10 protein-coding genes are annotated in these 15,075 nt (G+C 46.5%); 2 read left to right on the top strand and 8 right to left on the bottom strand.

The features are described 5' to 3' along the window. Positions 1-105: 105 nt before the first annotated feature. Positions 106-2,352, bottom strand: a complete 2,247-nt coding sequence (locus J2Z66_RS37325; protein ID WP_209978235.1) for a helix-turn-helix domain-containing protein — start codon at positions 2,350-2,352, stop codon at positions 106-108. A 261-nt stretch (positions 2,353-2,613) separates the two neighbouring features. On the opposite strand from J2Z66_RS37325, the gene J2Z66_RS37320 reads away from it, so the two are divergent. Next, positions 2,614-3,804: a hypothetical protein gene (locus J2Z66_RS37320; RefSeq protein WP_209978233.1), complete on the top strand. Its 1,191-nt coding sequence runs from the start codon at positions 2,614-2,616 to the stop codon at positions 3,802-3,804. Positions 3,805-3,964: 160 nt separating this feature from the next. Here the strand turns inward: J2Z66_RS37320 and J2Z66_RS37315 are convergent, their stop codons facing one another. From J2Z66_RS37315 to J2Z66_RS37295, 5 genes are read right to left on the bottom strand one after another with little or no spacing between them, the layout of a single operon-like run. Beyond that, the gene (locus tag J2Z66_RS37315; RefSeq protein WP_209978230.1) at positions 3,965-4,768 is read right to left on the bottom strand and encodes an ABC transporter permease; all 804 of its coding nucleotides are present in this window, start codon (positions 4,766-4,768) and stop codon (positions 3,965-3,967) included. A 2-nt stretch (positions 4,769-4,770) separates the two neighbouring features. Continuing rightward, positions 4,771-5,559 carry an ABC transporter permease gene (locus J2Z66_RS37310; protein ID WP_209978229.1) on the bottom strand — a complete coding sequence of 263 codons (789 nt, stop codon included), beginning with the start codon at positions 5,557-5,559 and terminating at the stop codon, positions 4,771-4,773. A gap of 8 nt (positions 5,560-5,567) precedes the next feature. Next, positions 5,568-6,590: an ABC transporter ATP-binding protein gene (locus J2Z66_RS37305; protein WP_209978226.1), complete on the bottom strand. Its 1,023-nt coding sequence runs from the start codon at positions 6,588-6,590 to the stop codon at positions 5,568-5,570. A 33-nt stretch (positions 6,591-6,623) separates the two neighbouring features. Then, complete coding sequence (locus tag J2Z66_RS37300) at positions 6,624-8,327, bottom strand: ABC transporter ATP-binding protein (protein WP_209978224.1); 1,704 nt, start codon at positions 8,325-8,327, stop codon at positions 6,624-6,626. After that, complete coding sequence (locus J2Z66_RS37295) at positions 8,320-10,044, bottom strand: ABC transporter ATP-binding protein (protein ID WP_281068932.1); 1,725 nt, start codon at positions 10,042-10,044, stop codon at positions 8,320-8,322. Before J2Z66_RS37295 ends, J2Z66_RS37300 begins: the two co-directional genes overlap by 8 nt. A 257-nt stretch (positions 10,045-10,301) precedes the next feature. Here J2Z66_RS37295 and J2Z66_RS37290 point away from each other — a divergent pair, with 257 nt between their 5' ends. Next, positions 10,302-11,234, top strand: a complete 933-nt coding sequence (locus tag J2Z66_RS37290) for an Rpn family recombination-promoting nuclease/putative transposase (protein ID WP_209978220.1) — start codon at positions 10,302-10,304, stop codon at positions 11,232-11,234. Positions 11,235-12,228: 994 nt separating this feature from the next. Here the strand turns inward: J2Z66_RS37290 and J2Z66_RS37285 are convergent. Further along, positions 12,229-14,460 (bottom strand): Tex family protein, encoded by a 2,232-nt coding sequence (locus J2Z66_RS37285; protein ID WP_209978217.1) that lies wholly within the window; start codon positions 14,458-14,460, stop codon positions 12,229-12,231. Positions 14,461-14,724: 264 nt separating this feature from the next. Further along, entirely contained in the window at positions 14,725-15,075 is a 351-nt protein-coding gene (locus J2Z66_RS37280) for a type II toxin-antitoxin system PemK/MazF family toxin (protein ID WP_209978216.1), read from the bottom strand.

Here is a 15,075-nt window from a genome sequence, read left to right as displayed (position 1 = left end):
GGGACTGAAGAACGGCCCCGCCAGCTCGCACAACCGAGAGGATCTGCTACTTAACGATGTTTTTTTGACCTCATCAACATAAATTAGAACCGCTTGCTCTCCAGCTCAAATCAAGTCCTTCCGAAAATTTCCTGGCGTGCTTCCCGTATATTTCTTGAAGGCCCGAATGAACGTTATGCCGTGCAAATAACCGACCTGCTCCGCAATCGCCTGAACGGTCTTGTCCGGGTGCTCCTTCAGCAGCTCGATCGCTTTCTCGATTCGAGTCTGCGACAAATAATCGATAAATTTAACCCCGAATTCCTCTTTGAACAATCGGCTTAAGTAGCTGGCGGCCAGACCGAATTCGCTCTCCAGTTGAGCATGCGAAAGATCCGGATTGTTATAATGATCGTTTACATATTGCTTCACGCTGCGGATCAGGTGATGATTATGTTTGCTTTCCCTCAGCTCGCGCATTTGAGCCGCCGTTTCCCTCAAGACGCGGACGTACTCCTCTCGAATGGATTCCATCGTCTCCCTTTGCTTCCCAACCCCGTTCAGCTCCGCATGCGCCCCTCCATTCCAGATCGCCTGGAACTCTTCCGGAAGCTCCGCCATTTCTCTATGGAGCTGGTAAACCAAATAATTAAGCAAGCCGATCAAATCTTCCTTGGATACCAGCTGCTGCCACAATTCCTCGAACATATCATTCCAATGCCGCTCCCACTCGCCGTCGCCTGCCCGAAACGATTGGCAAATAGAGCGTACCCGCTGCGCTTGCCTGACGAGTTCGAACGGCGTCTTTGCGGCAAAATCGGCGGAACGGATCAGCCGGTTCGTACCGAGCGACGTTTTATAGCTAAGCGCTTCCAGTGCCTGCTCATACGATTCCGCGATATTGGCGGCATCGCTCTCGCAAGAACCGACACCGACCGTGACCGTATACGGTAAATGCCGCTCGGCCCACCCCGTCATTTTGCCCAGAAGCTCGAATACGTCCTCCTCCATGCCGCCATCCCGGTCCAGCAGGAACAGCAAGCCTAGCTGATGACGTTCCACCCATTCCGTCCATATGCACAGCTTGACCGGCTCGGCCATTTCGTGAAGGACGGTGCTCAAGACATACTTCAACAAATATTGATCGCGATGGTTATACTGCTCGTTGAACTTGTTGTAATCGTCGATTTCGATCATGGTGACCAAGAGTCCGCAATCCGTGAGCGAATAACCGAATTGTCCGATCTCCTCCTTCCACTCCTGCACCTGCCCCGCGACCGCCCCTTCAAGCAATTGCAAAAACACATATCGTCTGCGGTAAGCAAGGTTCTCCTTGTTCTGCTCCAGAAGCTGACTGGATTGATCGAACAGCTTTTCAATCGCCGTCTCAATATATTGCAGTTCATCGTCCTGATCCTCCAGCTTCAGTTCCTGCTGCTTTTGGCGAAAATATTCGTTCATGCGCTGCGATATCGATTGGATCGGCCGATAGTTTCGCCTCGTCAAATACACGAGCCATGCAATACCCGCCGCTATGATCAGAAAACCAAGCGCAATCCATACATAGAAGAGGGAAGAAATCCACTCTATAATGCTGCCCTTATAAACGCCGCTGCTAACCGTCCACCCCGTATAGGCAGAGCTTGCCTTCGACCATTCTTTCCCATTTTCGCGGACATTCCTGCCATGCATTGAAGGATCTGCCCAGTCTCTCGACGCTATGCGCTTTCCTTCCGTGTCCAGAAGCTCGATATACTGAAAACCGGATTCCGCCATGTCCAGGATCAGACGGCTTAGCCGTTCCGTATCGACATGCACGACAACCAGGCTTCTATCGGACAAGCTGGCAAATTTGACAAGGCTGACCACATTCGATTCGTTTACGCCCGGCTGCTCAGCATACGGACGCCGCTCCGTCCATCGAAACGGCAGCAAAGCGGAAAGCTGCTTGCCTATAAATTGTTTATCTCCAAAATTGTCCAGCCGGGTAAACGTCGTCGGCGTTAAAAGCATGTTATCGCTGATCCGGTACAGATTGATCGAACTGATCAACGGGTGGCTATCCATCATTTCATTTAATACAGCTACCGTCTGGTAGTCCCAATACTGCCTATCCTCCGTGTATTCGGACTCGAAGAACCTCCTGACCTTTTCATTCTTCAGCAGTTGTCCGGTAATTGCCGTATCGATCCTTTTCAAGGATTCGTCGATCGTCTGGATGATGTTGTAAGACAAAATATTATTGGCTTTCAACGCCGATTGCTTAGTTACCTCACTTAAAGTCAAATAAACGATGAAGAGCAGACTAAGACCGACCACGAACAAAACCGGCAAGTACGAAAGCTGGATACGATGCAGCCGTTTGATCCGCATAAGCTCCTCCTGAACGAGCAATTTCAGTAAATCTTACCTTTATCGGTTCCGTTTGTAAACCGTTTTTTTAAAACAATCGATACAGTCAAAAAACGTCGATCCACTTGAGTGGCAAACATCTGTCAGCTAATCATAGTATTGTAGAAAAAAAGCAAGGGAGCCGTTCTTTCCGGCATCAATCCAAGTTAATTTTCCCGGCAGAATCGCGCCCGGGTGCGGGTTATAGTATAATTGGGCTATTAACGAATGGAGGTATAGCCTTTGAACACGACTGCCGGTAACGAGCTGATGCGAAATGGCAAAGAAATGTTTGATAAAGGGGCGTTTGGAGGCGCTGCTTTTTATTTTTTTGGAGCCGTCAAAACGAATCCCGCCCAACTCGAAGCATGGATGAATTTGTTTATATCGCTGCAGCAATTGAATCGGCAAACCGATTTGCAAATACTGCTCGCGCGCTATGCGCAGCTCGGTCTCCCGTTCGCCCCGCCATTCGCAGCCGCAGCCGCGACCATTTACCGCAACAACCCGTTCGCGCTGCGTGATTGGATCGATACGACCAGGTCGAACGGAGTGGCGGACCCTGACAGCAAAGACATGTTCGACGCGCTGAGGGCCGATGCCGATCAGGCGTGCGCTCAATTGAAAGAGCAGCTTACCGCCGAGCAGCTCGAGGAGAAAGGCATGATGCCGCTGCTGCGGATCGCCGCTTACCAAACGCCGCTCGAGCTCTATGCCGGGCAGCCTGACGATCAGTTGCTAATCCGGATCGAGGAAGCGATCCACACGAAGGAATATAAGATTGCACTGGAAGCGCTGCAGACGCTCGCACTGTTCCCACTGCCGCGCACCGAAAGGATTCTGCGCAAATGCTGCAGCGACGAGCAAATGTCGACGAAGCTGCAGACTCATGCCTTGATCAGCCTGAGCAAGGCCGGCTTTTCAGGTAAGATCCGTGTAGCCAAGAACGGCAAAACATCGATCATCGATCTCGAAAAGCCGGAAACACCGCTGGAGGACAAGCTGCCCGAAGCATTCGAGCCGATTATGAACTGGATAGCCGCATGGCTGGCCAGGGAAAACGGCGTCATCGACAACCTTTCCTTCGCTAAGCTGTCAGCCGAGCCTTCACAAATTAATGCTGCGGCCCTCATGGAGAAGATCGGGGAGAAGACGCTGCCGCAAATCGTCATGATGTCCGCGGGCTTTATGCTCAAGGAAGCTTATCTGCATTACTATCCGGATATCCCTTATGCGGGCTATCAAGTGAACGAGTGGGGCTGCGCACTGCTTGATCTCATTCAAGCTTACACAAAGCATGGCGATATCGGGTGGGAGTACGGCAAGCTGCCGGCGCTCAGCGGCACGGCCATACGGCGCAAGGAATGGCTCGCCGACGCGATTCCCGAGCTGAAGGACGTCATCCTTAAAGCCGCTGCCAACGAAGAGAACTGAAAGCGCAAGGCTCCTCCGACGATTGAACACCGTTAGGGGGAGCCTTTGTAACCTCCTGCCCCCATGTGGGTCAGGCTTTTTCCCGTATTTCAGAACTAGAAAGTGTAAGCCGGAAAGCCTCTCAGGTCGTATTGTTCTGGCAAGTACAAGGCATTCCGATCTAGGAGCCCGTACTCTGATACTTATTTACAGCAACAGACCATATCCAAAGTGCTAAGCTAAATAGTAAAACACCAACAATCGGAGTTCCATATTGGAGGATGGGATGAAACAGCGATTGGCCTTTTTTATCCAAAAACAGAAGTGCCGGATAGAAATTAATGAAGCCGTAAGGAAGAATGAAGGTTAAGAAAATCTGAATAGACAGGTGGTATATAGAGAGAGGATAATTGAGAAAAAAACGAAAACCATAAATCATCGTATCAATAAATGAAGTCGATTTGACAAACCAGAAGCTTACACATCCCGACATAATCATGACCGACGATTGGATCAGCATCGCCCCTATAATGATGATGATGAGCATGAAAGCTTTAAATCCGGACCACTCTATAGCAAGCTTGTTGATGCAAACGATAAAGATGATCCCACCCAAAATAACATGACCAAGAAACGCATGATTAAACTGTTTAAAAATGAGATGCAAAAATGAAGGGATCGGCTTGGTCAGTATCCCATCAAACTCTCCACTTTGCACCATTCCCTCTAATTGCCTCATCGGAGACCAAAAAAACAATCCGCTTAATCCATAAGAAAATAAATTCAGATTATATAAAAACATAACTTCATAGAATGTCCAGCCCTGTATTGTTTGAAAATGATTCAGCATGATCCAGATCCCCAAATACATCACACAATAAGTGAATATTTGAATCCATATGTCCATAAAAAAGGCAAACCTGTACTCCATTCGCGTTTTCAGATATACCAGAATAAACCGGGAATATAACTGCAAGTAATGCATGCTTACCCTCCTTGAATGACCAGCTTCTGTATCCCTTTCCTCCAAATGGCATAGCTGAATCCGCTTAGAAGCACAATCCATACAGCCTGGTTTAAAAGCATTTCAAAGGACCTGTCCATGGACAGCTTATTTAAATAAATGTTGATGGGAACAAAATAAATATACTGAAAAGGAAGATATTCAGAAATGGTGACCATAGCCTTGGGAAAAAACCATAAAGGTATCCAAACGCCTCCAAAGAGCCTGACAACATCCTCAAGCAGCCGGCTCAAATGCCAGACAGACAAATACCAGAAACCGATCATTCCCAGCATGTAGGCAAGGATGAAATTTAACAAAAAAGCATTTATTAATGAAATGATGAATAATACGCTATGAATACCAGACGGGAGCGGCATATCAAAAATCAAAAAGCCGATGATACAAAGCGGAAGCGCTTGAAAGGTGATACGAAATAAATTGTTTCCTAATGTATGGCACAGGATGTTGGCATGAAAATTCATGGGCTTGATAAGATCCATAGCTATCATGCCCGATTTTATTTTTTCATCCATCTGTCCAATAACCTGATTATTAACGATCATCGATATCCCCACGCTCAAGATCACATAATAGATCATATCATCAATCGAAACGGACCCCATGTTGGAAGCGGATAGTTCTTTACCTCCATACAAGGCAAACCATACGGATATTTGAATAAACAGTCCGATCCATTGACCCACCATTTGCATGACCACATTCGTCTTGTACACCATATTTTGCTGATAAGCATTCCCTATCAATCGCATATATAGGCTCATCCTACTACGACACCTTCATTGATTGCAGGCGCTTCATACATTCTCCGGATAACCTCATCAATTTCACAAGGCTGAACGATAAAATCCACAATGTTAGCTTCATTCATAATAGCCCTCAATATTTGTGTGGAATTAATTTCCGATTTATTATATGTAATTTTCAAGTGGGTTCCTTCTAATTCCACATATCCAATATGTGAGGCTTCGAGCTTCTCCTTCACCTTGGATGCATCCCTCTTAACTTCTAACTCGATGATCATTCTTTCATCCGAGCCATACTGCATTTTTAGCTGCGGAATATTTCCGTCATACATGATTTGTCCGCGATCAATAACGATGACCCTTGAGCAGAGCTTTTCAATATCTGCCATATCATGTGTGGTCAGTATGACAGTTGTCTGTCTGCTTCTGTTGATTTCCTTGATGAAAGTCCGGATATTCTCCTTCACCACAACATCCAGCCCGATTGTAGGTTCATCCAGAAATAGAATTTGGGGATTATGCATCAAAGCTGCACATAAATCAGCACGCATTCTTTGTCCAAGGCTTAATTGACGCACCGCCGTATGTTTAAATTCATTCAAACCTAGAATATCTGAAAAATGCTCCAGATTCCTCCGATATTGATCATCTGGTATTTTGTACATGTATTTCATAAGCAAAAGAGATTCAGAGACGGGAATGTCCCACCACAACTGAGTCCTTTGTCCAAAAACAACACCGATATTTTTCGTGTACTGTTTTCTGTTCTCATGAGGTATAATTCCATTCACTGTCACTGCTCCAGCTGTAGGTATCAGGATTCCGACCATCATTTTGATCGTTGTGGACTTCCCTGCTCCATTGGGTCCAATGTACCCTACGATTTCACCCTCTTGGATATCAAAAGAAATATTATTTACGGCTGTAATCGTTTCATATTGCCTGTTAAATAAATCCTTGATTGCCCCGCCGAAGCCTTCTTTTCTAATGGGGCGCTGAAACTGCTTATTTAAATTTTTAACAGAAATAATAGACAAAGGGTCCTTCTCCTCTCGTTTGATATGTTGAACCTATACAGCCTGATCTTTAGAAATCAGACGATGATAATACCCTCTACGCGCCACCAGTTCAGCATGCGTTCCACTTTCCACAACCTGCCCCCGCTCCATAAAATGGATCATGTCCGCATTCTCAACAGTGGATAAACGATGTGCGATTATTATGGTCGTTTGATCCTTGCGGGCTTGATCCAAGTTAGCTTGTACGAGCCTCTCCGTCTCCTGGTCTAACGCTGAGGTTGCTTCATCAAGAATTAGAATTTCAGGCTGACCAAGCACCGCACGGGCGATGGCGATTCGCTGCCTTTGTCCTCCTGATAACGTAATGCCTCGTTCCCCTATAATCGTATCGTATGTATCCTCCATGGTCATAATAAAATCATGGATTTCAGCAATTTTACAAGCAGCGGCTACCTGCTCCCTCGTATAGGTCCGGCCTAGCGTTATGTTATTTTCTATGGTCTCGGGGAATAAGTAAGGCTCTTGGAACACAATGGATACTCGTGAGGTCCAGTCTTTTCTAACTATTTGATGAATGGGATATCCATTGATCATAATCCCACCCTGATCAGGCTCATAGAACCTTACCAGCAGCTGCGCCAAGGTGGATTTCCCGCCGCCGCTGGATCCAACAAAGGCCGTTTTCTTGCCCATACTAACATCCAAATCCAACTCATTTAACACCCAGTTACGATCTTGTGCATATCGAAAGGATACACCTGCAAATCGCAGAGATTGTATAGATCCGTCCAGTGACTGCCCCTTATCCGAAATTTCTTCATTCTGCAGCAGCTGCCGCGCACGCTCCACACCCACAAATGATTCTTTAATTCCGATTACAAATTGATAGACACCCTGCACAGACTGAACAAACTGGTTGCCGAATTGATATATGACCACGAATAACCCGAGAGTGAGATGACCTGTGAACACGCCATAGCCACCTATACTAAGGATCACGATGCTTCCGCCCCATTGAAGAGGATCTGTCCAGCGCATTTGTTTATTACGCAGCTTTGCACTTTCCATCAATTTTTCGTAGTAGCTTGTATAGCTCGTATCGATTTTCTTTTGTTCCCATGCTTCCCGATGATACGCTATGACTTCCCGTGTAGATGAAATGCCTTCTTCTATATGTACATTTAAATCGGCACGGTGTTCTTGTACTTCCCTGGCCATTTGTTGAATCCTAGGAGCAAAGACTTTACCCACCACGATGTAACTTATACTGAAAACAAACAGCCCACCCAGCAGCAGTGGAGTCGCCATTCCAATAACAACGGCAAGAATAAGAAAATTCAAGATATGCTCTATTCCCATTGGGATTTGATAGGCAAGGATTCTAGGTGTGTCCAATAACGTTTGCATATGAGTAAAAATGGAGCCTAACCGTTCATTCTGATAATGCTTGACAGGCATTTTCATCATACTCTGCATATATTCTTGCCTCAAAATGATTTTCAATCTGGTATTTACCCGCTCAAATAAAATGTCTTTCATCACCCATGAGAAGAGGTAGGTAAAGGCAATGATACAGAAAGCAGCCACATAGGGAGTGAGTAGAGTGAAATTAGATTTCACAAAAACATCATCAATAATAAACTTCTGAATTCCGGTAATCCCCAAAAATGTGCATACAGAGACCAGCAGCAAAAACAGCGCAATCGCATACGTCTGCCAACATTGGCGAACATAATGAAAGATCCAGCTAAGCATATAAGCTGCTCACCTCTCTCCCCTGCATCAAATCAGATAATTTCCCTTTACGATTCATCAACGTATCAAAAGTGCCTATTTCCACAATACGTCCCTGATCTAAAACAACAATCTGATTATATTGTTCAATCGTAGACTGCCGATGTGCTACACATAAAGTCGTTCTTCCTTCCAAAAGACGATGAATCGCATCATTAACTTCTCTCTCACTTACGTTATCCAACGCCGAGGTAGCCTCATCGAGTACAACAATCTGCGGGTTTTTCAGAAACATACGGGCGATCGCCACCCTCTGCTTCTGGCCGCCGGATAACTTGTTTCCACGTTCACCAAGCAAACTGTCATACCCTTCCGGAAGCTCCATAATAAACTCATGAGCGTATGCTGCTTTAGCCGCCTCAACAATCATGTCATCCGTAGCGTCCGGATTTCCAAAACGAATATTGTCCATAACCGTAGCTCCAAACAGATACGTCTCTTGAAATACATACCCGACTGAGGTTCTGAGCTGCTCAAATGATAGATCTTGAATTGGTATTCCATCCAGCTCGATATGCCCTTGGTCAGGATCATAAAAGCGCCCTAGCAGCTTCGTAATGGTAGACTTCCCGCTGCCACTGGCACCTACAAGGCATATACGCTCGCCTCTTTTAATGTGCAGTGTAATATCTTGAAGAACACCCTTATTTCCATATGAAAACGATACATGTTTAAAATGCACATCCCCAACAACCTCATTCAATCGCTTTGGATGCAGGGATTCGTATACATCTGGATGAATTTGCATAAATGCATACAGCTTTTCAGCTTGACGCAATTTCATGTTCTGATTCGATAAAGTTGTGACCAAATGCGTAATCCCGAACATTAACTGGAAATACATCATTACAAACGCTATAAATTCTCCAACTGTTAGTGCTTTGATTTGAATCAAATGATAAGCATAATAAAATAGCAAAACCGCACCTGAATAAACGGCAATACGCCGCATGATCGCATATAAATTGATATAAATAAAATGCATGAACATCGCCTGCCCGGCTTTTTCAGCAACATGGGTAAGCTTCTTCAAGTCCCATTTCTCAGCATGAAACACTCGAAGCTCAAGCATAGCTGATAGACTTGTGTGCTGTTTACGATCCACTTCCTTGATCAGCTGATTATAGGCTTGAATATACTGAATTCCCTTTTTCTCAAAATAAGGCCCGCTGACAAGATAAAAGATGGTACATGGAATAAAAATTAGCGCAAGCTGGTAATTTATCGATGTGAGGAAAAGAAGGGAAAGCAGCAGCATAAACAAAGACTCGACAATTCTCGGCAGCAAATGTTGATAGACTTCCTGAACGGCGGGAATATCCGTTTGAAAATAGGACATCGTCTCTCCGACCGCATGTTTCTCAAAATAGGGAAACCCTAGCTCCCGCATTTTACGAAATGCAGCCAACTGAATATCCCGGGCAGCCTTCTGCTGAAACACCTGGGCAACAATATTCTTCTTCGCATTTGAGAAATATGAAATCAAATACATGACAATGACACAACCTATCAGGAGCAAAAACAATGATACATCTCTGTTTGGTAGAATAGTATCCACAAATACCTGAATCACTTTTGAAATCAATATCGTCATGGAGCTGCTAAATAGACCAAGAGCAATAAATAAGAAAAAGGTACCCCGGTAAGGTTTTATATAGCTTAAACACCAACTATACAACTGAAAAAACGATATGGGGTGAGGATGATTTGCTATTTTCGTTCTTGTTTTCAAAAGTATACCCGCCCTCCCACATCAAAGCATCTGGCTCCCTGAATGATCATCCCGCTCATTAATGTCAAATTAATATACCATAAATCTACATTGGAATAAATATTTGGTTGTAAATAAAAGTAAAGGGATAGCTGGTGAATATACACTATGGAACCTAATATAGCTGCATAACCTCAGCGCGAATAGATTTCATGGAAAGTACCATGCATGGTATAATAAACATAGGATTGGAGTTGATATTATTGGAATTGCTGGATCCCCGCAATGACTTTATTTTCAAGCGAATATTCGGAAGTGAAAGCAACAAAGATGTACTGCTTGCGTTTCTTAACAGTACGTTTATTGAGGCGGGAGAGCCACCGCTGGATGAGATTATTTTGATGAACCCCTACACAGACAAAGACAATCCTCAGGATAAGCAGTCTATACTGGATATTAAGGCTAGAACAGCCGAAGGTAAGCTGATCAATATTGAAATGCAATTATTCAACCCCTATCACATGGAAAAAAGAACACTTTTTTACTGGAGCGGAATGTACTTCCACCAGATTAAAGAAGGCTCCAATTACAGCAGTTTGAAAAAATGTGTAACTATCAACATCCTGAACTATTCTTGTCTGCCAAATGATCGTTACCATAATATTTTTCGTTTACGTGAGGATCATACCCTCATCCCTCTGATTGATGATATCGAAATCCATGTTATGGAGCTTACAAAGCTGGAGGAACACGCAATTCCAGTGAATGGCGGCTTGGTGAACTGGTTGTTATTTTTAAAAGGTGTAGATAAAACAAATTGGGAGGCGTTGAAGATGAACGAACCCATGCTAAAAAAAGCCATGGATACTCTAGAATTCCTGAGTCAGGATGCGCAAACGCGAATGGAATACGAAGCCAGACTGAAATTCCTCCGGGATGAAGCATCCAGAATAGAAGGGGCTAAAGCCGAAGGCAAGGCAGAAGGCAAAGTAGAAGGCAAGGCGGAAGGTAAGGCAGAAGGCTTAGTGGAAGGTTTGATTCGAGGCAAGCAGCAGACTGCCCTGAACCTCCTTGCTCGTGGTTACGATATCGCCACTGTAGCAGAAATAACTGAGCTGCCTGAGGAAGATGTAAGAGCATTGACGATGGAACATTAAGGAATTTTCTAGAATTTTCCATTTAAAATCGGTCAAACGGTGGTTAATTTGAAAACCGCCTTGCCGGACTGTTGACAAATTACCTTTTTGACGAAATTGATGTTTGAGAACCCGCATAAACACTGGGTATCTAAAAGTCATTTTTCGTAAAATCGGCTTTTGTCAACAGTCCCTTGCGGCGTCCTTTGATGTGCGTGTTCGTGACGTGGGAGCGTTTCGTAAGGAATGGCTGTGGGCTCCAGCCGCTGTTAAAGATTTGTTCCCTTAATTGGAATCGATGAGGAGGCAGGAACAAATCTTTAAAGGCGGACGCTACCGCTCTTCCACCCACAGCCATTCTCTCTCTTTAGCTACAATCGCACGAATCACACGAACACCAAGCTCAAACAAACAGCCAACAAGGGTTTTTCTCTTGATTGGAGGAGATTTCCTAGCGGGCACAGCGCTAGGAATGAAGAGCATGCAGCTGAGAAGGATCTGCTACTTTAACGATGTTTTTCATCGTTAAAAGCACTGGTCCTCTCCTTATTCTTCATTTAACGATGAAAAACATCGTTAAAATCCCTTTTAACCACCTTTTGAGGCCATCCGCCCTCTTTTAACGATGAAAATCATCATTAACGTGACGGATTGACCTGGAACACTTACTTTAACGATGAAAAACATCGCCCAAGTGCATCGCACGCTCAAAAGGACTGCCGATAGAGGCTGCTTTCTGAGGGAAGGGGATAGTGGCGATAGGGAAATCTGTGTTTCCTTTCTGATTCCCTTGGTGAATGAACCGTCACACCGAGCACTTCATCACTGTAAAGCTGCACCACAATACCAATTTCTTTCACTCCAGGCATCCCCAAAACTTATACTTTCTAATAAGTTCAAAACAGGGGTCGTCCCAAAGCAGTTTTAAACTGCTTTGGGACGGCCCCTTGTTTATTTGGGTATATGAGATTTCAAAAATGCGTAGCTCCAGAACTTCTTAGCCAAACAGCCTGGATTACTGAGGCTTTTTCATCGTCAGGCTGACCCGGCCCTTCTTCTCGTCAACGCCAAGCACCCACACTTTGACGATGTCACCAACGGAGACGACGTCCATCGGGTGCTTCACGAAGCTGTTGCTCAGCTGGGAGATGTGGACGAGGCCATCGTTCTTGATGCCGATGTCGACGAAGGCGCCGAAATCGATCACGTTGCGCACTGTGCCATCAAGCTCCATGCCTGGCGCAAGATCTTCAAGCTGCAGCACATCCGTGCGGAAGATCGGCGCCTGCACCTCTTCGCGCGGATCGCGGCCCGGCCGCTTCAGGCTGTCCAGGATGTCCCGCATCGTCGGGACGCCTACGCCCAGCTGCGGAGCCAGCTCAGCCGGCTCCAGCTCCTGCAGCAGCTCACGAAGCTGCTGCGAACCAAGCTGCGCCAGCTCCAGGCGCTGCTCCTTGAACAGCCGATCTACCACCTCGTAGGACTCGGGGTGGATCGGGGTATTATCGAGCGGGTGCCCCCCGCCCGAGATGCGCAGGAAGCCGACGCACTGCTCGTACGTCTTCGCGCCAAGCCGCGGCACCTTCTGCAGCTCCTTGCGGCTGCCGAACTTGCCGTTCTCCTCACGGTACTTGACGATATTCTTCGCCAAAGTCCCGTTCACGCCCGAAACATAAGACAGCAGCGAAGGAGACGCAGTGTTCAGATCCACACCCACGTGGTTCACCGCCGATTCCACGACGGCCTTCAAGTTCTCATCGAGCCGCTTCTGCGAGACGTCGTGCTGATACTGCCCGACGCCAATCGCCTTCGGCTCGATCTTCACAAGCTCGGCGAGCGGGTCTTGCAGCCGCCGCGCAATCGAAATCGCGCTGCGCTCCGCGACATCCAGATCGGGAAACTCCGTCTGCGCCAGCTTCGACGCCGAATATACGCTTGCTCCCGCTTCGTTCACGATCAAGTACTCCAGCTTCCGCTCCTTCACCTCAGCGATCAGTTCGGCAATGAACTGCTCCGTCTCCCGGGAAGCCGTGCCGTTGCCGATCACGATCAGCTGTACTTCATACTTGCTGATCAACTGCTTGATCTTCGCCTTCGCTTCAGCTACCTTGTTGTTCGGCGGTGTCGGATAAGTGACGGCGATTTCCAGCATTTTGCCGGTGTCGTCTACAACAGCCAGCTTACAGCCTGTCCGGAAAGCAGGGTCGACACCAAGCACAACACGCCCCTTCACAGGTGGCTGCAGCAGCAGATTGCGCAGATTTTCCGCAAAAATCTTAATCGCCTGCTCCTCGCCCTTCTCGGTCAATTCACCCCGAACCTCACGCTCAATGGAAGGTGCAATCAAACGTTTGTATGCATCTTCAATAACCGCGAGCAGCACATCCTTGACGACAGACGGTCCCTTGATCCACTGCCGTGCTATGTATTCATGCACACGTTCGACGGGTACATCCATGCCCACCTTCAGCATCTCTTCCCGTTCGCCGCGATTGATGGCTAGAATCCTGTGCGGAGGCAGCTTGCGTACGGGTTCCTGATAGGCATAATACATCTCATACACAGATTCTTGAGCCTTATCCTTCGCTTCCGTCCGCAGCAGGCCTTGATCATGGGTAAATTTGCGCACCCATGCCCTGATTTTGGCATCATCGGCAATTGTTTCAGCAATGATATCCATCGCGCCTTGAATCGCCTCTTCTGCCGTCTTCACATCTTTCTCCAAATCGATGTAACGCGCCGCTTCATCCTGCAAAGAGCCCTGGCGATGCTGCTTCCCGATCCACTCAGCCAAAGGCTCCAGGCCGCGTTCCTTAGCTACGCTCGCCCGTGTCTTGCGCTTCTGGCGATAAGGCCTGTACAGATCCTCAATCTCTTGAAGCTTTGCAGCCTGTTCAATAGATGCACGCAGTTCGTCGGTCAGCTTGCCCTGCTCATCGATCAAGCGCACCACCTCAAGCTTGCGATCCTCAAGATTGCGCAAATATTGCAGACGCTCCTCAATATCCCGCAGCTCGTTCTCATCCAGCTCGCCGGTCATTTCCTTCCGATAGCGTGCGATGAAGGGAATTGTATTCCCTTCGTCGAGCAGTCCCATCGTCGTCTTGACCTTCCCCGCCGGCAGCTTCAGCTCGGCGGCGATTTGCTTCAGGATGCGCTCCTGAATCTGCGCCTTCTGCTCTTCAGAAAGCTGCACCTTGGAGCCGTTCGCTTCATTTTCAACTGCTTGATTCAAGTCTTGTACCATTTTTGCATGTCCCCAATTCTTAGAAGATAGTATGAAAATCAAATGAAAATCAGATTATGTATTTTTTAAAAATATGATTGAACTTGTAATATGGCTGTGGTTGTAAATCTTGTTGTCATTTTAAATATGGCTGCAATTATAAATATGATTGTTGTTTTTTACACGGTTGTAGTTGTACCTGGTTTTGTTTTTTGCCTATGTACATTCAATCAATAAAACCAAAAAAACGAGGGAATCCTTCACCCTCGCCCGTTCCAGATCCTATTAGAATTCTATCAGCCCCACGCTGATTTGCAAAGCTTCGTCGACTTTCCGCATCGTTTCATCGTCCAAATGCGTAATTTTATCCGTCAGCCTCTGCTTATCAATCGTCCGGACCTGCTCCAGCAAAATAACCGAATCCCGATCAAAGCCGTGTGTTTTGGCATCAATCTCGACGTGCGTAGGCAGCTTAGCCTTCTGAATCTGCGCTGTAATAGCCGCCACGATAACCGTAGGACTGAAGCGATTGCCGATATCATTCTGAATAACCAGAACAGGACGAACGCCCCCCTGCTCCGAACCAACCACTGGTGAAAGATCCGCGAAAAACACATCTCCACGTTTCACAATCAA

It is taken from the genome of Paenibacillus eucommiae (assembly GCF_017874215.1).
Lineage (GTDB): Bacteria > Bacillota > Bacilli > Paenibacillales > NBRC-103111 > Paenibacillus_AI > Paenibacillus_AI eucommiae.
This window is presented reverse-complemented; position numbering and strand designations above follow the sequence as displayed.